Genomic DNA, 18,859 nt, shown 5'->3' on the forward strand with positions numbered 1-18,859 from the left:
GGCCATGTTCAGCCTGTTCCAGAACCGTCTCCGAAAGTCCTGACAATGCAGACCCGCTCTTCCCGCATGGCCGGTTTTGGTCATGCCGTTCCGTCGCGATGTGTCGACAATGCCGAGATAGAGGCCAGCCTCGGGCTGGAAGCCGGCTGGATCGAGCGGCGCACCGGCATCCGCACGCGTTATTGGGCGCAAGAGGGCGACACTCTCAGCGGCCTTGCGGCGAGAGCCGGCCACATGGCGCTGGAAGATGCCGAAATCAGCTCCGACGACATCGCGCTGACGCTGCTTGCGACTTCCACGCCGGATCATCTTCTGCCACCCTCGGCACCGCTGCTCGCCCACAGGCTGGGCCTTGCCCGATCCGGCGCGATCGATCTCGCCGGGGCCTGTTCCGGCTTTCTTTATGCGCTCACCCTTGCGGATGGCTTTGTCCGCACCCACGGGCGCTCTGTCCTCATCGTTGCCGCCAATATATTGAGCCGTCGTATCAATCCGGCGGAAAGGGCAAGCGCGGTCCTGTTCGCCGATGCCGCCGGCGCCGTCGTACTCAAGCCTTGCCGCGAGGCGCAACGCGGGCTTTTGTCAGCCGATCTCGTTGCGGATGGCGGCGGTTACAATCTGATCCAGATAGCGGCGGGAGGCAGCAGCCAGCCCTTCTCTGCCGATACATCCACTGAGGAGGCGCTGATGACGATGCGTGACGGTCGCGAAGTCTTCTCCCGTGCCGTGACGCTGATGACCGAGACCTCGCAAAGGGTGCTGCTTGAAGCCGGAACGACGGCAGCCGATATCGACCGTTTCGTGCCCCACCAGGCCAATGCCCGCATGTTCGACGCCGTCTGCGGCAATCTCGACATTGACAGGCAAAAGACGGTGCGCACCATAGAAAGCTTCGGCAATTCCTCCGCCGCCACCATTCCGCTTTCGCTCTCCGTCACCAATGCCGAAAGGCCTCTCGCGGAAGACGAAACCCTGCTTTTGACAGCGGCTGGCGCGGGCATGACGGGTGGAGCGGTGGTTTATCGCGGGTGAACGATGCCAGGCACGGAACGTCGCCACGCCGTGCAATATTCAAAACTCAAGAAGCTGATTTCATTTGGAGAAATTTGGCTGGGGAACCTGGACCCTCAAGGGGTACGAACCTAACGATTTGATCTTGAAAAAGAATAAGCAATTTCATACGGGTAAGGTACATATCACAGGGCATTTTGAGGTACATTCCTTGTCTCGAACTCGCGCGCCAGCATACCTTGAGAAGATGAATAACGGCGGTTGGAGGGTGTCTGTCCCTGTGCCGCGAGACATGGTCAAGATCATAGGCAAGACACGCCTGAAGCGTTCTCTTGAGACCCATAGCCAAGCAGAAGCTGAGCGGCGGAAACACGCGGTTGTGGCAGAGTTTCTTGCAATGATCGAAGCGGCCCGAGCTGGGAGGCTTCCGAAGGTTGTGGTCACCGGTATAGCAGCAACGCCATCCATGTCGAGCAAAGACTTGACTAGCCTTGCCCTCGACCTGCGAGCTAGCCTCCAGTCGCAGGAAGGAAACAGCGAGGCAACCGAACTGGAAACCGAGGGCATTTATCAGGTTGCCGAGAAGATAAGGGGCAAAGAGGTTGCAGTAGACGAGGAGACAGACAGCCCGATCTTCGACCGACAAAGCGAGGAAAAGGCGGGGCAGTTTCTTAGAGTAGCTCTCGGAAAGGAAACGCCAGTTCGAGAACCGCTCGATCTCTTCCATGCTCAGGTGAAGTGGTCGCCTCGTACCAAAAGCGACAGCAGCAGAGCGATCGCGGCGCTGGAGGACTGGTGTAAGAAATGCCGTCTACCGTTCGTGATCGAGGCCATCACACGGAGAAGAGCGGGCCAATTCATCGGAGATCTTGCAGCTAGCACGGAAAGACCGCTTACAAATCGGACCATCAACAAATACCTGTCTTGCTTGTCCCAATTCTGGTTCTGGCTAGAGAAGCGCGGCTATGTTGCGCTCGATAGCTCTCCGTGGTCCCGCCAGTCCCTGCCGAAGGTTCAGCCTGTAGAGGATGAGAAGGAGCGCCCGTTTACCGACGAAGAGATGATCAAGCTTTTTGCGGGTGAGCCTAACCAGTCTTACCTCAAAGACGTGATGCTCATTGGGGCTCTTACAGGTGCCCGAATTGATGCCATCGTCAGCCTGAAACGTAAGGACATCACTGATAGCGGGAACTTCCGCTTTAAACCTCAGAAGCGAGAAAGGGGATCGCGCGAAGTACCTATACACAGTGCGCTGAAGTCCATCGTCGAGCGCCTTATGGATGGAAAGAGGCCAGATGACGACCTCTTTCCAGAATGCCCTCCGGTCGCCGCTGACAAGCCGCAGGAGCGTTCGATGCCGGCGGTCAAGGCCTTTACTTACTATCGCAGGACAATAGGGGTTACGGATGCCGTTGAGGGAAAGAGAAGAGATCGGATCAATTTCCATTCCTTCCGAAGGTGGTTCGTAACTAAGGCCATTCAAGCTGGTCAGGCTGAGCTGACGGTCCAGATCGTGGTCGGTCACAAGCCTCAGAGCGTGGTTGCGGGCGTCTACCTTGGAGGGCTGACGATGGAGCAGATGGCTGAATGCGTTGAGGCGGTGAAGCTACCTTGAGGCCTTCATGTCTGGTATTGGAGTGTACAAATTAGCGCCCCGTGCCGGGGTCAGGAAGCCGGTCTGTGGGAAACGATTTCAACAGGTTATAAGCCCATATGCTTCATATGCTGTAGCAGTTTCAAGCGTTCCGAGTAGGCCCCATCTTGCTCAGTTCTTAGTCACCAGTGTCGCTATTCACACGAAGAGCGGCAGGCTCTGGCGAACGTCCGCAACGAGATCTAGTTCGAAATCAAGGAGACTCTGGGTGTTTAAGTTTGGTGAGGAAATAAAGCGCAACGCAGATTCGAGAGTTTCGAAGCCAGACTGCCCCCTCGCAAGCCGGCGGGACGTCTCCGGAGGGATGCCGTATTCGTCAAGTGCGAACAGTCCGGCCTCCATGAAGAGATTTTCCGACCTCGCAGCAAAAAAGCTGTAGTCGCCAGGCTTTCTCCCCACTGCTTCGAATATCTCTTTCTGGATGTTCGAGATTGCCATTAGATGCCTCGGAAAAGTAAAGCACACATATTTCCGCATGAATCTTAGGCCAAGCTCCACGGCATCGCTTACGCTTTGTTCCGGGCGTCTATGCGCTACGAAGTTCTCGATCACGTTCCGGTAGCGAGGCTCCATTTGAATTCGATTGATAGCCGCCTGTAGCCCGGCGCCCGAGAATATCCCATATCCCTTGAGTAGGGTTCCATCGAGGTGTCGAACGATTAGGTCGCAAACGCCTAAAAACTGATGACTGCGTGGCATGCCTGTCCACGAGAGCATGTCCTCATAAAAGTGCAGGTCTCTTTTAATAGCGAAATAGATTTCGTGCTGAGCATCGATTGAAACGTGACGATTAGCGCGTAGCGTTTCAATCGATAGCGGGCTCTCGGAGCGAGTAGCAGTGACGCGTTCCTTAGCCGAAGGTAAGAGGTCAGCTTCTTCTAGATCCAGTAGCAAGGACAGTGGGGCTGTTTCGGTTTGAGTGCCTACTGCTAGCTCAACCACAAAATTTTCCGACTGCGGCTGTTCCTCAAGAACGAAGACCTTCCCCACAAAATATCGCCTCATACGACCTGCTCTTCCCGCGATGTTGCGGAAGGTAAAGTAGTCCATGCCGCCGTTATTGATGCGCTTGTCAAATACAATGACGTTTTCTGCCACCGTGTTGACACCCTCAATTATTGTGGAGGTGCATATGAGATGCGTGATCGCGCCGGTCTCAAACGCTTTCACCATGTACTGCTGAAGTGCTCTCGGCATGTTGCCGTGATGGATGCCTATGCCAGCTCGGAGTGCTCGTGTAACAACCCAGTCTTCGGGAAATTCATGCTCTAACCACTCTACTGCAGCTGAGGTCTTAGCAGATGTAGATGTGGACAGTGCCTGCAATAAAGCCTCGGCTGCTTTCCTAGCCGTCCCGGGTGACTGACAATAGACCAATGTCGGTGTTGTGAGCTCGTTGCACAGTTCCACGAGCTTTTGTTCTCGCAGACCGCCGTGCCGAGGAAGGTGGAATTGCGTTATGTCAAGCGCGACTGTCGAGAATAGTGACGGTACGAAGAGATACTCATGCTTCGCGGGCAGGCCTATTACGGCATCGACATGAGGGCCGATGAGATAGAACTGAGCGCCACTGGACGCCAGTCTGTGAAAGCAGAGATTCAAATCGACTGCGCGATCATCATCTTCATCGCGAATTTCGAGTTTGTAAAATTCGTCGATGACGAAGAATGTTACATTCTTTAAGTCTGGCCGTGATAGGGCGCGCTCTTGCGTGAGGACAAAAATAGTTGGCTGGTCTGATGATGACTCTTGACTAGGATGAGTGACAATTTTGAACTGGCTGCCAAACAGGCCAGATATTCTACGCCGGGTTTCATCGATCAAGGCAATAGTCGGGACGATAATGGCTAGATGTCGATGATCCCCGGACGCAATGATGGCGTCGACGATCGCACTCTTGCCGACGCTGGTTGTTGCGCTTAGGACGACGTTTCGGCCCGCTCTCAGTTCATTGTATATTTGAAGCTGTAAGGTGTGAAATACGCGCACATCACCTTCGACGGGAATTCTGTGCGCCTCTAATAGTAGTTGATCTTCAAACGATCGGACTGGACTGTCAGCGAGGTAAGGTAATAAGCCTACCGATTGTACAAGCGCCTCCAACAAGACATGTAAGCCTGAAGGGAACTGATTTTTGACCGCGAGACTGCGGATCACCATCTCTCGCCCTAGGTCATGGCTAGCCTTGTTGTTAACCAGTTCGGTAATACCCGACAGTATCGTTACAGCATCGTCGCTGGAAAAACCTCCTTTGAGCTTTTCTCTCAGTAGATCGGCTTCCATTCAGCACCCCATGCTTTTTTTAAACGTGTTTAGGAGGTTGGCTGCCCCCTGTACAGGAATCAGAAATACGTGAACCCTTATGTCCTTAAGACCACTGGAAAGCTGATTTTTCAGTGCTTCGTAGCCTGCGGTAACCTCCTCGCGCAGTTGATGGACATAGTCATCGATATAGCCACGGGCTAAGATGGCGCTGTCGTATGCGATAAGGACAGGGACGTTCAGGACTTTCGTCAAATCGTCCAACTTGGCATGACGAGACAGCGCTTTTTCTAGGGTCGTTGATCTTAGGTGCTGAGGCTCGCGATATTGCAAGATTAGGTCACGCTCCTTTCGGAGAAAATCTCGGTCAATCAAATTTTCGAGATCAGATGACATGGCCTTAGTCACGTCATTCCAATTCATTGTTGCGGTGATTTTCGATTGGCCGAGCCAAAACTGATCGCCGGATGCCTTCGGAACAACATGACAGTTCATAAATGTAGCATCAGTCTTTGATGCACTGAAGAGCTTGCAGGTTATCGGTTCGCTGCGGTGGTAATGCCTGAGAATTACGTGAAGGAGGAGGTGCGCCAAGAGTGCCTCGTAGTCTACGAGGCCGCTTCCGATCGACTCTACCGCCTGTTTTGTAAGTGCTCGCGCCCCAACAATTCTGTAGTGGTTGGCGAGGACACGTGGCGGCAATGTTATCTCGGGAAGCCAATCTACGAGGTATTCGGCTAGCTCGGCACAGCGCCATTCGCCTCCGTCGAATTCGGCATCATAGGCCGCCAAAGTTCGTGACATATGAGATTCATCGACGGTGTGAAGCTCAGAAAAGAAATTGGGGGTCGAGAACTGGTAAACTTTCAGAACGGAATTATTTTTGGAGCGAATCTCTATTACGATGTTTTCCCACCACGTCCTAAGTTGATCCTTGCTGACAGTTTTCTTTTCCGGTTCGGTGACGCGACACGCATCACCTGCATCCACCGCTATGCAGACAAGCTGAGAGTAAATTTCTTCGGCAGCGGAGATAAAAACACATTCGCCGGTGTTCTCTGCCAAGCGAAGTATCGCGTTAATGTTCGCTTGCTTGACGGATTGAATGTCTCCCACATGCTCCCACAACGTCGCTCGTGTCCAGTCAGCAACAGTGGTTCCTTGAGGTGATGTGGCTCCAGTCAGCTTCTTGCCTAGGCGAAGCCCCAGCGCGTCTAGGTCATCTGCAGTGGGGCTCTGGAAACGCTTCTCACGGGGCATTTTAAGTGAAAGAAGGTCCTTACGCACATCGCGCTGGCTAATAATCCTAAACGTAGCTTGAAATGGGAAGGCGTCGCAGGCGAGAGATTTCTCTAGAATCGATGTGCCAACTGATCTGGTGGGCGTCCGTTTACACAGTTCAGTGATGGACCACTTGGACTCATCGTCCGTGATTTTGACTTGTACGTACTCGGCGGTTGGTCCCGCGCCGTAGTCCCACCTCAAGGCGATGTCGTCGCCGGTTTCACATTCGACCTGAAGAAGTTCAGGGGCCACCAATAGCTGAAGTAAAAAGCGCGCTGCTACGTGGTCTTGAAAACGAAAGCCCCGCCTACCGGCAACGCCGCCGGCATTGGAAGCCGTTGATGGATCTATAAGTGGCTTTATCGACATCTAAATCACTGCTTGAGTTTCGCATAGATTGCATTACGTTTATCAACCATAAGTAAACAGGAGTGCCGACCAGCTTCTAAATTGTTGGAAAAGGGAATTGTTGCTGGTGCGGCGAGGTCGCCATCGACCGCGCTCTTCTGGCGCCTTTTATGAAGAGCTCAGCTTGCGCAATAACGTCTCGCTACGATTCTTGCGGGCAAATGCGGGCAGGTCCTTTGCGCGATGAAAACACATTATCACCCCATGCCAAGCGGGCGTATGATTATCCCGCCCGGAGCGCCCTAAATATGCTCGAACGGATGATGCCTATTCCACAACTATTTGCTCGGGAGTCTTCCCCGCAGCCTTTAGACGCTTCACGACATCGGCTTTCCGCTGTGCGGCTGGAGAAGCGGCCATTACGAACACAATTCTACCAAGTTTGAAGCTGTTGCTGCCATCTATGTTTGAACCGTAAAACTACCCTTCTGAACCACTATCGTCTGCTTTCGTGGTCCAAGAAAATGGGTCAGCGAGAGCAAAAATTGGGCCTTCAGATTTCTCGCGGTTTGCAAAATCATCGTCTGCCCCGCACTCCATGCAGTGTTCGTCCCATTCAGTCGAAGCAACTGCATAGACCGTCGATTTGCAATTTGGATCGCGGCACTTACGGCGTAGCACCTGTATCTCTTTTGAGCAGACCAAGCATTTTGCGGTAGGTGTTTTCTTGTCTATACCAAGTTGCGCTGTCGCTCTAGCGCTGTCGCTAAAGTCGCCCATTTGCAGTTTACAATGCGGGCAAAAGTACCAGCGGCCCTTCTTATTAAATCCGAGAACGTCCTTGAACGCTGAGGGGGTCAGCTCCTTCATTAGCTCGGAGAACTCACCGTGCAGATTGCTCATGACGTGATCAGTGTCAAAGAGGGTCGATAGGTGATCATTAGAAAGATGCGAGTCTCGCGCATCGAACCAATGAATGGATGGGTGGGCCCATTTGTGCGTTTTCAACACAGCAAAAAATAGCTCGGCAGCGCTAGAAGTAGGGGCATGGCCCTGATGGACAAACATGTTTCTTCGCTCGCGGAAGCTGTTCAGAAATGTCTTTGTTTCATCGTCCAAGCGAGGGGAGCACACCATGTCATGGAGCCTTGGGAGTTCAGAAGCTCCGACTGTTAGAAACTCTGAAAAGCTTACATCTTTGCTGATGCTTCCCTTTGGCCATTGCTGTGGGTCACGTGCAAGCAGGAGATACGGGCTAACTTCAGCAATCTTGCCTTTTAGATATAGCTCATGTGCTTGTTGTAGCAGAGCCAACGCATTGGCGAGAGATGGCGCACATTTCTCCCAGTAGTCTCTCAATAGTTCATCGTCAGCGTGGGACGCCCAATCAGAGCTTTGATTGTCGTAGAGCTTCGAAACAATCGAATAAGAAAGATGAAGTAGTGAGTCCGCTCGTTCGATGAACTCAACCGATGTTGGCACATTTGTGATCAAAGACGGCCTCGAAGCTGAATGCGGTACCGATGAAAAGACATAATACACCCCATCAAAAAGCGACGATGAAAATCACGCAACAGACGGTGAAGATTTTTTTGCAAGCCGAGACAGTGTAGACCGGGAACAACCCGTAGCTGCCACGATATTGTTCCAGCTCATGCCGCTGTCGAGCATCTTCCGAATCGCGGCATTGCGTTCAGTGTCTTCCGGTCTACCTCTATAGAGGCCGTCTACTTTTGCCTTGGCGATGCCCTGAGCCTGCCGCCGCCTACGGTCTTCGTAGTCTTTGCGGGCAATAGCCGCGAGCATGTCGAGCATCATTCCATTGACGGCGTCGAGCATACGGCTCTGAATGTCATCTTTGTTGCTATCGGCCAACATCCACGAGGTAGGCAGATCGAGCGCCACGACCCTAACCCGGCGAGTTCGTATCTCAGTCTTTAGCCTATCCCAGTCCTCGGCGTTCAAGCGGCTCAAACGGTCAACCTGTTCTACCAGCAACACGTCACCCGGATGACAATCTCCCAGCAGCCGGAATAGCTCAGGACGCTTAAGCGATGCCCCACTTTCATTCTCAAGGTAGGTCGCTGCGATCTTTAGCCCTCGCTCTTCGACGAAGCGAAGCAAATCGTCCTTTGCGCGGCTGGCGTCTTGGTCCTTGGTGCTGGCTCGAAGGTATGCGCGGATATGCATGAAAACCACCTGAGTTCGTTTTAAGTGGTTCTCTTATTGTCGGTTCGTTTTGAGTTGTCAACGGAATTTATCGAACCAATTAAAGTTTGGTTCCCGTGAGGTGTACTTAAATGACACCGCCTCAAACTCTGATCTCGACGTCTCCTCTACGCCATACAGCCAGCAAGCGCTCAAGGAATGCGCGCCCTTTCGCGGTCAATTGAAGGACCGTTATGCGGGCATCATGCGGTGCTGGTTGCTGTTCGACAAGATCGAGACCGGGAGCACCGTGCCGGTTGATCGCTGTCAGCGCAATGACGTTTCGAGACATTCCCGGCTGGCTAATGTCCATAACGCGCAAAAGCTCGGCCTGTGATATCCCCGGCTTCATTGCAATGAGGAGGAAGACAGCCGCCATTTGCATCGGCATTTCAGGGTGTATTTCGCGGAACGTCTCAATCAATTGAAAGACGCTGAAGGCGTCTGCTTTATCAGCCATTTCCATCTGGCACGTAATCCCGTCAGTTGAATTTGGAGTTATGATGCAACCATTTACGGCGCGGTCAAGAGTCCCTCATCTGATTGTGAAAGCCCGAGGGCCGAGGGGGGAATGTGGGGTTCCCCCTATCTGATTTGGGGTCTCAGATTTTTTCACCAAACATTCCCGGCTTATTGAAAGAAAGAGGGTTTGGAGAGGTACGCTCAACGCCCGCAAAGTATGCCGCATCTCCGGCCCGTTCAGCGGTAGTGCGATTTTGTAGCGTTTATACCCCGATGGCGTAAGCATACACGGGAGCCGTAAACGCCTCTGGAACCGCACCACCGAACGAGCGGAGAGTTACCTGTCGCCCTGAAGACGCTCGATAGCAGCAGCCTGTAACTTTGCTCGGTCAGCTTCCGTGATGAGGGCAACGGGGCCGATAATCTCGCCAAGATTGTCGATAACGTTTTCCCTGAACTCAATGCCGTGTGCCTTTAGCGCTGTCCGCGCATCGCCATCTAGATCAGCCGGAAGGTCATAAATCGAGCATATGTCTTTCGCGACTATGTATGGAATGCCGTCAACTTCGACGCTGCGGAATTTCAGCGCTGGCTTACCATTGTGGAAATCGACGGTCGTGGTCACGATACGTGGGTATGTCATGTGCTTTTTCTCGTAGTTGTTGGTGGAATTTTAAAGGGCGGCAATCAACCGACACGCCAAAGCGGACGGCTCATGAACTTGCTGAATGAAGACTGAGGTAAGACGGGAAGGTCTGGGTCGTTGCGCTGACGCCATGCCGCATCACTGTGTGATTTCAGCCCTGGCCCTGCGATCCTCAAGCCAGCGTCCCAGAAGGACGGCTTAGCGGCACGCTGGACCGAGTTGATGCGGTCCTCAGTGTTGGCGCGGATGCCCTTCATTTCGTTGTTGAGCTGCGTCATGCTCCATTCGGTATTCTGGTCGATGCGGTCGTTGGCCTCAGCGGCTCGGCCGTCAAACTCCCTCAGGAGGGCATCGGCCGACAGGCCGGTTACGCCCGCCTCACCGGCTGCTGCTGACGCTGTTGCTTTGGCAGCCCTCGCCTCGCGGGTGTTGTCGATCTTCTCGGCGGCTGCTGCCTCCTGTTCCTGCAACATGCGCTGTTGCGTTTGGAACATCTGATCGCGGGCATTCTGGTTCGCCCTTGCCGCGTTCTCGCGGTAGAGCTGGTTCTGTTGCTCGGCGGCTGCGACTTGCGCTTGCTGATTGACCACCTGAGAGGCAGCCGCAATGCCGAAGCCGATCATCGATAGCGGGTCACACATTCCTAATCCTTGCGAACTCATAGAAGGGCAGGTTTCCCGGCCCGGGCGAGTTGATCGTTCTCAGAAACTTGAAGCCAAGCCAACGAAGCCACAGGAGGTGGACAGTGTTGCGCTGGTCTACAGCGTTAGCGAGAACGGGAAATTCTTCATGGAAGGTTTCCACCCAGAGCTTTGAGCGCCTGAGGAACCTCGTTTTGTTTGTCTTGATCTCATCGCTTCCGAGGAGCCAGATGTAGCCCAGTTCGGGTTCATTGGAGGGACAGACGCCAAACATGGCGACTGCATTGTCCTCTTCATTGACCACCGAAACGCATTGACGGGACAGCTTAAGGCCGTCCTCAAGAGCCTGCTCGGCACTGGGGGAACCAGCGGCAAGCAGCTCTCGAAGATCGTCAGGGCGAAGTCTGGGGGCTAGATAGGTCACGTCCTCGGGGCGGGAGTGACGTGTTTCCAGTCCCGCGCCCACTAGGCAGCACTCCGCGAGAATCCGCGCCACTCGCGGTAGCGGACAAAGCGTGGGCCGTGGGCTTCTCCCTCAGCAACGGTAATCGCCGCTGCTTTCACAAGATCACGGATGAGGAGGCGCGGGTATGGCCGCTCACCGTCCCAGACCTCAAGCGGGCCATTCAATCCGAGAGAGGCAAGATGACGGCAGGCCGCTCCTGTTGGGTTTAGGGTCGCCGGAATAATCGTGGCACCAGCGAAGGAGACAGAATAATATTGCCCCCGCATTCCACGTTTGCAGGGCCGGATGTTGATGCGGTGCGGACCACTCGCGGGGGGAGTTGGCGTAGCTTCGCCGCCGCCTTGGTCAAGGTCGTTATCGTGCATAAATATTTCTCATTGTGTCGTGGAGACTGGGTTTTGTGGGCGGTAGAAACAGAAAGGCCCTCCCGTCAGCAACGAAGCGACAAGAGGGCCTAGGTCCACCACGACCACGAGAACAATGACCAGCTACTAGCCGATCAACGCACTCTCAGATATTGAGCGTCTAAAGAGACTGTGCGTGGATATTAAAGGAGACCTGAAGGTTATATAGAAAGGTCTCTGAGGTTTTATTGGAGGTGGTTATAGGGTGTCATTCCACCATCATCCATCATGAAGGAAATGTAGGGTCATCCTGATTTCATCAATCCCCCTCTACTCCCTTTCATTGGTCTGCCGCCCTTCGGGCTTCTCCTTAAGGGTGGGGTAATTGGTCGGGCAGAATTGGGGTATCATTCCGTTCGTCCTACCTAAAGTGGGCGGTAATTATAGGTTGTATTTGAATCTCAATACAGCCGATTGCTTTTGGTCCTTCCCGTAAATGCGTGGTAATTGCCGAAGCGTCTGACGTCTCCTGCGTCTCGACACATATTTTCGTGGCCTCGCGGTCTCCCCAAGCTTCAACCGCAAAGCATCAACAACGAGTGCCTCTCTGCCTTCCACGGCTCTACCATCGAAAGGCGCAAGGCCTTGCCTCAGTGCCTCCGCAACGCTCGTCTGAGGCTGTGTTTCGTGGTGATACTTTCTAAAGATGGTGACCATCAGCCGGTCAGCCATCGCAGCTCTACGGCCTGTCGAGAAATGGCAGATAGCGCGAGCCTGATCTTCATTAAGATAGTATGCATCGCCGTCCCTGTGCATGAGGCCACAATTTGCGAGAACGTTACGGAGCAGCTTCATGGTGCCGGTTCGAATATTGATAGGGCGGCGCATGCCGAGGACAAAGGCTAGATCAAGATCGAGAATACGCGGCTCTCCCGCGATGATGTGAAGAGGGATTTCAGACATGGTGCATGTTTCCATGAATGGTAGGAAGAAGGCCCCGCGCTTGGTCGCGAGCAGGGCCGTGGTGGTCACACAGCGGCGGGAGGCGTAGCGCTCTCAATTGGCGCTACCGCTTGAACAGGCCGCGCTCGACGCTCGATAACCCAGTGCCTCCATTTCCCAGACGGCCACTCGTACCAATCTTCCCGGCCCCAAGCGAATTCGTGGTTAGGAGTGAAGACGTAGAAAGCACCGGGAAGGCGGCAGACGATTTCGATGGAAAGACCGATTAGAGGCAGCTTGATTTTCATGTGATGGCGTCTCGAAAATGGAGTTGATTTGCGCTGTTCCGGCCAGAACGATGACGCTTAGACTCCAGCGAGATTCTGCCGTCAATAGATTAAAATCATTATTTTTCAATAACTTAATTCACATGTAAGTAGGTTGACGGTAGGCGATTGAAAGCGTTCTGAAAATCGCTGTGACGCGTGGATAGGTTTTTTTCTCCCTCACGATGAGGAGAAGGTGACGACCGCCAGATCGCGGAGATCACTGGCAAACGGCACAACAACGTTAGAGCTGAAATCGAGAAGATGGCGGAAGACCTTTCACTGGATTTTCAGTAAAAGACTGAGGCGTCTAACGGCAGGCGTTCATCGAAGATGCACTACCTCCCTAAGCGCGACACACTCATCCTCGTCTCGGGCTACTCGGCCCGATCTCTGGCAGGGCTTACCACCAGCATCTTGCACAATAGAGCGCAGCGAGCTACCGTCCACACACCCACACCATTAGCTGTGAGGCCCCTTTGCTAGAGGGTTAGAAATAGGGTCACGGCGAGGCGCGCCGTGGCCTTTCCCTTGACGATAAAGTGGGCGACTGCACTATCTGCGGAGGTTGCCTTAGTCTGCGCAGCACACGCTCTTAACATACGTGTTCCCGACCGTCATGAATGCGTCATCTGGAACTGCCTGCTGCTCTTTCAACTTCTTGAGTAATTCCGCCGCCTGATCTGGTGGTAAGGTCTTTTGAAGGGCAACGGCGTACCACTTATTCGTAGCGAGATAGGCGGTTAGAGGGAGGCGAGATGCAGCCACAAAGGCGGCGGCCTCCGCGTAATTATCGAAGCTCTTGATTTGGATGTATCGGTTCTCAAAGGGCTGGGTCAAAAATTGATCCACCTTAACCCAATTGTGGTGCAGATAACCTTCTTTGCCCTTCGTCCTCACTTTGTACCAACGCTCACCAACCGACAGAATCTCTACGCGGTCCCGGTTCTGCAATCCAAGAAGCTTTTCCGAGGATTGATCCTCTCCTGCCCTCAGGAACTCTTTACCTTTAGGAACGCGCACAAAACCGCTTCTAGCCAAGGGGATTTGGAAACGTGCATCGTCGTCAGCGATCCTAAAGCTAGGCAGCGCCTTGCTTTCCCGCGTGTCGCCTTTATCGGCCGCCGCCAACTTTTGGTCTGAAGGCGTTCCGCTGCCCAAATCCAAGTTCGTGACGCGGTACTGAGCCATTTCGCTCTTCGAAAGATAGCGCATATCGTCTTTTTCGTACCGAAGAGACAATTGCAGCAGAGCTGGATCGACTCCCATCTCAGACAAATAGCTTATGGTCTCGGCTGTTTGATGCTGGATGTATGACACTGCGTCATCGACCGAAATGGCGGCAGCGTCCGAGAATGATGACTTATGTACGCCTATCGATCCAGTTTCTGCCGCCCTTACTACGCCGCCCATGAATGCCAGAGCGCACGCGGAAGCGCACTCAAGGCCCCGCGATTGAAATGTGGGCAGGCCAAGGGTTCGGATGAGGCGGCCAAGTTCCATCGCTTTAGACGGGTTTCCTCCGGGAGAATTGAAGCTGACTATCGCGGCTTTGTCGCCAACGCTTTTAGCTAACTGCAAAAACTGGCCGAAATTCTCGGAAGGCTCGAGCACCCCCGATACAAGGATGATAGATTTACCAGCGTCCACAGGCTCGACAGAAAATGTGAGAGCTGAGGCGGGGTTGCTCATCAAGAAACAAACGAACGCAAAAGTTACCGCGAAACAAGGCGCCGTTTTCATGTGCTGCACTACCCTCAAGATACCCCGCTCAGTATATTCAACCGTGCCTGTTGAGCTAGTGGCGAAACCAAAATTCATGAGTTTGGATATCGCTGGGTTCGAGAAAATTCACCACTACCAGCCATTTCAAGGGCAGATGGTGAAGAGTGTAAGCATGGCGATTCGACCTTTAAGTGGAGACCTAAAGGCTGAGGTACATAACGCGGTACATCCTGAGGTACGCGGCTATGCCTAAGTCGCTGTTTTTTCTTTCTGAAAAAAGGTTGGCTGGGGAACCTGGATTCGAACCAAGATCGACGGAGTCAGAGTCCGCTGTTCTACCATTGAACTATTCCCCAAAAGCTTGAAAGCGCGTGGCGCGTTCGCTTTGGTGGGTCGTCATATAGATGATTTATTCCGGGGCGCAAGTCGAAAAAATCGAAAAATGCGTTTTATCCCTGTTTTGCGTTTTGCTCCCCGGTTCAGAGCCGTGCCCGGGTGGAGCGTGGGGTGGAGAGCAAAAGGCTGGTCTCGCTGCCGGTGATGCCGGGCACCAGGCGGATGCGGCGGAGCACCGCGTCGAAATCGCTGAGCGTGGCAGCGTTGAGTTCCACGATAAGATCCCAGCGGCCGTTGGTGCTGTGGATTTCCGATATTTCCGGAAAACCGCCAAGGGTGCGGATGACGCGGTCCGTCACATGGCCTTCGATCTCGATCATCATGATGCCGCGGATCGCCGCCTCAACCGCGTCGGCGCGCAAAATGACGGTGTAACCGATGATCGTGCCGTCATTCTCCATTCTTTCGATCCGTGAGCGCACCGTGGCGCGCGAGGTTTCCGTCTCGATTGCGAGATCGGAAATGCTTCGCCTGCCATTGTGTCGCAAAAGGGTGATGAGCCGTTCGTCGAGATTATCCATGATGACCAATTCGATAAATCAATTTTACCAGATCGATAGCTTATTTCGATAATATTGCCAATATTTGATGTTCATTTCGCCAGATCACTGTGTTGAACTGGGCTTGTTGGCAGGAAAGCGAGGACGGGAATGGAAATCAGGTTGATCGGTGCGCCGCTGCAGATCGGGGCCGGGCAATTGGGATGCGAAATGGGGCCGAGCGCCTATCGCGTCGCGGGGCTTGCGCATGCCCTCGAAGAGCTGGGGCATCGCGTTGTCGATACCGGCAATGTGACGCCGGCGACCTTCCGCGAATTTAACCATCCCAATCCCGCCGTGCACCATCTCTCCGAAACCGTGGCCTGGACCGAGGCGCTGACGGAGGCTGCCTATCGTGAAAGCGCGGATGCCGTGCCGATCTTTCTCGGCGGCGACCATGCGATTTCCGCTGGGACGGTTGCCGGCATGGCGCGCCGGGTGGCTGAGACCGGCCGGCCGTTTTTTGTGCTCTGGCTCGATGCCCATACCGATTATCATACGCTTGAGACGACGCGCAGCGGCAATCTGCACGGCACGCCGGTCGCCTATTTCAGTGGGCGAGAGGGTTTTGCCGGTTATTTCCCGCCGCTTTCCCATGCGGTTCCGGAAGACAATATCGGCATGATCGGCATCCGCAGCGTGGATCCGGCCGAGAGGGCCGCACTGGAAAAGAGCGGCATCACCGTGCACGACATGCGCTCGATAGACGAGCATGGTGTCGCCGTTCTGCTGCGGGCGTTTCTGGCGCGGGTTCAGGCGGCAAACGGGCTTTTGCATGTCAGTCTCGATGTCGATTTTCTCGAGCCGTCCATCGCGCCGGCCGTCGGCACCACGGTTCCGGGAGGTGCTACGTTCCGCGAGGCGCATCTGGTCATGGAAATGCTGCATGATAGCGGGCTGGTCTGCAGCCTCGATCTGGTGGAGCTCAACCCGTTTCTCGACGAGCGCGGCAGAACCGCGACGCTGATGGTGGATCTCGCCGCCAGCCTGATGGGCAAGCGGGTCATGGACCGCCCGACACGGGCCGGCTGAAAGGGGTGATGCGATGACCGTGATACCGAACCTCAATATCGTGCCGTTCGTCAGCGTCGATCACATGATGAAACTTGTGCTGCGCGTGGGCATCGACACGTTCCTGCGTGAGCTTGCCGATGCGGTGGAAGAGGATTTTCGCCGCTGGGAAAGCTTCGACAAGACGCCGCGCATCGCCTCGCATTCGAAGGAAGGCGTCATTGAACTGATGCCGACCAGCGATGGCACGCTTTACGGCTTCAAATATGTCAACGGCCATCCGAAGAACATGAAGGAAGGCCGCCAGACGGTGACGGCTTTCGGCGTGCTTTCCGATGTCGGCAACGGCTATCCGCTGCTTCTGACCGAGATGACCATCCTGACGGCGCTGCGCACCGCCGCTACCTCCGCCGTCGCCGCAAAATATCTCGCCCGCAGGAATTCCCGCTCCATGGCCATCATCGGCAATGGCGCCCAGAGCGAATTCCAGGCGCGCGCCTTCAAGGCGATTCTTGGCATAGACACGCTGCGGCTATTCGATATCGACCCGTCCGCCAGCGAAAAATGCGCCCGCAATCTCGCCGGGCAGGGTTTTGCCATCAAGATCTGTGAGAGCGCACAGGAAGCGGTCGAAGGGGCGGATATCATCACCACCGTCACCGCCGACAAACAATATGCGACGATCCTGACCGACAACATGGTCGGGCCCGGCATTCACATCAATGCCGTTGGCGGCGATTGCCCCGGCAAGACGGAGTTGCACCGCGATATTCTGCTTCGATCCGATATTTTCGTCGAATATCCGCCACAGACGCGCATTGAAGGCGAAATCCAGCAATTGCCGGCGGATTATCCCGTCACCGAGCTTTGGCAGGTCATAACCGGTGAAAAGCAGGGGCGGGCAAGCGAGCGGCAGATCACGCTGTTCGACAGCGTCGGTTTCGCGACGGAAGATTTTTCGGCGCTGCGTTACGTGCGCTCGAAACTGCCATCCACCGGGCTTTATACGGAGCTTGATCTGCTGGCCGATCCGGATGAGCCGCGTGATCTGTTCGGGATGCTGCTGCGGTGTGAGGCGGCGCTCGTCTAGGGCATTTCCAGCGCTGGCTGCCTATTCCGTTTCCTTATTTGCCGTTTGGCGGCTCTTGCGGGCAACCACATGCTCCCGCCAGATCGTGAATAGGCCGGCGGCAATGACGATTGCTGCACCGATGACCATGTTGGACGTCACCACTTCGCCATAGACGGTGACGCCGATGATGGAGACGAGCACCAGCTGGTAATAGGAAAAGGGCTGCACGGAGGCTGCATCCGCCAGTTCGAACGCCTTTATCAGGCAATAATGGCCGCTCATGCCGGTAATGCACAGCGCCAGCATCCAGCCCCAATCCTGCGGCTCGATGCTGACCCAATAAAATGGACCGACCAGCGTCAGGGCCGCCGCACCGGCCACGCCGGTGTAGAAAAAGCTTGTCATCGCCGAATCGCTTTTGCTGCCGAGGCGGGTCAGGACGCTGTAGAGCGCCAGCATGAAGGTGGCCACGAAGGTGATTATCAGCCGGTTGTCGAAACCGTCGCCCTCCGGCTTGAGGATGACGAGAACGCCGATGAAGCCCACAAAAATGGCGCTCCAGCGCCGCCAGCCCACATGTTCTCCCAGCAAAGGCATGGAAAGCGCCGCAACGATCAGCGGTGCGGAGGCAAGGATGGAATGGCTGTGCGCCAGCCCGACGACGGCGAAGGAGAAGATCGAAATGACGATCTGTACCGCGAGAAGCACACCGCGGCCGATCTGCAGCCAGGGACGGTTGGCCATGACGGCGCCCCGAATGCCGCCCGCCGACCTTGCGGCCATCAAAAGAACGAAGACGGCAAAGGCCCAGTATCGCAGCATGGCGATAAAAACCGGCGGATAGGCGCTGCCCAGATGTTTCGATATGCCATCCTGCGCCGCAAAGATCGTGAAAGCGACAAGCGCATAAAGAAAGCCGGTCCTGGGTGATGGCATGAAAAAACCGCTATCCGACTGCCGTCGGCAAAGAGTATTCGGGGTGATTGAGGTGGGTAACAGCCATATGTTACGGCCGTACCTTGTCAGACAACCTTATTTTCCGAATAGCTGCCATGCAAGTGCGGAAGCTGCGTTTTTGGCAGGCGGTGCCGGCTTAGCCTGCGCTACTGTCTGGTTTAGATTTCTCGAAAAGGCGCAAGTCTTTAATTCAAGCCAATTGCGCCGACGTCATCCTCGGGCCTGTCCCGAGGATCTGCTACCTGCTTGGTTGTATTCGACGTGTTCAGATCCTCGGTACAAGTGTGCAGCCCTGATACATAGTTGACAGATGTTCGGAGACATCCCTGACAACTTTGCCTTTGTGGCAGAGGAGGTCGGGATGGCTTGGCGGGAGTTGTCTGTCGTGGATCAGCGACGAGAATTTGTGATGCTTGCGTTGCTGGAAGGGGCCACTATTTCGGCTTTGTGCAAGCGTTTCGGCATCAGTCGGCAGACGGGTTATGTCTGGCTGCGGCGGGCGCAGGCGGGAGACGCCTTGCTGGATCGCTCCCGCCGTCCGCATTCGAGCCCTCGGCGAACATCC

General features: G+C 54.7%; 17 protein-coding genes and 1 tRNA gene. 5 read left to right on the plus strand and 13 right to left on the minus strand.

Annotation, left to right across the window (positions count from 1 at the left end; all coding sequences use genetic code 11):
* The first annotated feature begins 45 nt into the window (after window positions 1–45).
* Complete coding sequence (locus EM858_RS23585) at window positions 46–1,032, plus strand: beta-ketoacyl-ACP synthase III (protein ID WP_127758155.1); 987 nt, start codon at window positions 46–48, stop codon at window positions 1,030–1,032.
* Between the two features lie 226 nt (window positions 1,033–1,258).
* A complete protein-coding gene (locus EM858_RS23590; RefSeq protein WP_348628181.1) occupies window positions 1,259–2,626 on the plus strand; it encodes a DUF6538 domain-containing protein in 1,368 nt (455 codons plus the stop codon).
* A gap of 177 nt (window positions 2,627–2,803) precedes the next feature.
* Here EM858_RS23590 and EM858_RS23595 read toward each other — a convergent pair whose 3' ends face one another.
* The 12 genes from EM858_RS23595 to EM858_RS23650 all read right to left on the minus strand — a co-directional run bounded on the left by EM858_RS23595 (window position 2,804) and on the right by EM858_RS23650 (window position 15,236).
* The gene (locus EM858_RS23595) at window positions 2,804–4,948 is read right to left on the minus strand and encodes a DEAD/DEAH box helicase (RefSeq protein ID WP_127758157.1); all 2,145 of its coding nucleotides are present in this window, start codon (window positions 4,946–4,948) and stop codon (window positions 2,804–2,806) included.
* On the minus strand, window positions 4,949–6,580 hold the full coding sequence (locus tag EM858_RS23600) for a Hachiman antiphage defense system protein HamA (RefSeq protein ID WP_127758158.1): 1,632 nt from the start codon (window positions 6,578–6,580) through the stop codon (window positions 4,949–4,951). It abuts the gene before it with no gap.
* Window positions 6,581–7,039: 459 nt separating this feature from the next.
* Window positions 7,040–8,053 carry a hypothetical protein gene (locus EM858_RS23605; RefSeq protein ID WP_127758159.1) on the minus strand — a complete coding sequence of 338 codons (1,014 nt, stop codon included), beginning with the start codon at window positions 8,051–8,053 and terminating at the stop codon, window positions 7,040–7,042.
* Window positions 8,054–8,125: 72 nt separating this feature from the next.
* Window positions 8,126–8,749, minus strand: a complete 624-nt coding sequence (locus EM858_RS23610; RefSeq protein ID WP_127758160.1) for a recombinase family protein — start codon at window positions 8,747–8,749, stop codon at window positions 8,126–8,128.
* A 121-nt stretch (window positions 8,750–8,870) separates the two neighbouring features.
* Complete coding sequence (locus EM858_RS23615) at window positions 8,871–9,233, minus strand: MarR family winged helix-turn-helix transcriptional regulator (RefSeq protein WP_127758161.1); 363 nt, start codon at window positions 9,231–9,233, stop codon at window positions 8,871–8,873.
* 333 nt (window positions 9,234–9,566) lie between these two features.
* Window positions 9,567–9,872, minus strand: coding sequence for a hypothetical protein (locus EM858_RS23620; protein ID WP_112752330.1), 306 nt, complete (start codon window positions 9,870–9,872; stop codon window positions 9,567–9,569).
* A 44-nt stretch (window positions 9,873–9,916) separates the two neighbouring features.
* Window positions 9,917–10,516 (minus strand): hypothetical protein, encoded by a 600-nt coding sequence (locus EM858_RS23625; protein WP_127758162.1) that lies wholly within the window; start codon window positions 10,514–10,516, stop codon window positions 9,917–9,919.
* Window positions 10,509–10,982, minus strand: a complete 474-nt coding sequence (locus tag EM858_RS23630) for a hypothetical protein (RefSeq protein WP_127758163.1) — start codon at window positions 10,980–10,982, stop codon at window positions 10,509–10,511. The genes EM858_RS23625 and EM858_RS23630 overlap by 8 nt, the downstream gene beginning before the upstream one ends.
* Before the next feature lie 785 nt (window positions 10,983–11,767).
* Window positions 11,768–12,289, minus strand: coding sequence for a hypothetical protein (locus tag EM858_RS23635; protein ID WP_127758164.1), 522 nt, complete (start codon window positions 12,287–12,289; stop codon window positions 11,768–11,770).
* 878 nt (window positions 12,290–13,167) lie between these two features.
* Window positions 13,168–14,415: an SH3 domain-containing protein gene (locus tag EM858_RS23640; protein WP_127758165.1), complete on the minus strand. Its 1,248-nt coding sequence runs from the start codon at window positions 14,413–14,415 to the stop codon at window positions 13,168–13,170.
* A 186-nt stretch (window positions 14,416–14,601) separates the two neighbouring features.
* Window positions 14,602–14,675: transfer RNA gene (locus EM858_RS23645), tRNA-Gln, on the minus strand.
* A gap of 123 nt (window positions 14,676–14,798) precedes the next feature.
* On the minus strand, window positions 14,799–15,236 hold the full coding sequence (locus EM858_RS23650) for an Lrp/AsnC family transcriptional regulator (RefSeq protein WP_003508428.1): 438 nt from the start codon (window positions 15,234–15,236) through the stop codon (window positions 14,799–14,801).
* A gap of 129 nt (window positions 15,237–15,365) precedes the next feature.
* Here EM858_RS23650 and rocF point away from each other — a divergent pair, with 129 nt between their 5' ends.
* Together rocF and EM858_RS23660 are read left to right on the plus strand one after the other, a co-directional pair.
* On the plus strand, window positions 15,366–16,286 hold the full coding sequence (gene rocF / locus EM858_RS23655) for an arginase (RefSeq protein WP_035264543.1): 921 nt from the start codon (window positions 15,366–15,368) through the stop codon (window positions 16,284–16,286).
* A 13-nt stretch (window positions 16,287–16,299) separates the two neighbouring features.
* Window positions 16,300–17,355, plus strand: a complete 1,056-nt coding sequence (locus tag EM858_RS23660; protein WP_080819874.1) for an ornithine cyclodeaminase — start codon at window positions 16,300–16,302, stop codon at window positions 17,353–17,355.
* 21 nt (window positions 17,356–17,376) lie between these two features.
* Here EM858_RS23660 and EM858_RS23665 read toward each other — a convergent pair whose 3' ends face one another.
* Window positions 17,377–18,273: a DMT family transporter gene (locus EM858_RS23665; protein ID WP_127758166.1), complete on the minus strand. Its 897-nt coding sequence runs from the start codon at window positions 18,271–18,273 to the stop codon at window positions 17,377–17,379.
* A 382-nt stretch (window positions 18,274–18,655) separates the two neighbouring features.
* On the opposite strand from EM858_RS23665, the gene EM858_RS23670 reads away from it, so the two are divergent.
* Window positions 18,656–18,859, plus strand: a 204-nt coding sequence (locus EM858_RS23670; RefSeq protein ID WP_164865502.1) for a helix-turn-helix domain-containing protein, incomplete at its 3' end; no start/stop codon positions are given.

Source organism: Agrobacterium sp. CNPSo 2736 (genome assembly GCF_004005385.1).
In the GTDB taxonomy this organism is placed as follows: domain Bacteria; phylum Pseudomonadota; class Alphaproteobacteria; order Rhizobiales; family Rhizobiaceae; genus Agrobacterium; species Agrobacterium leguminum.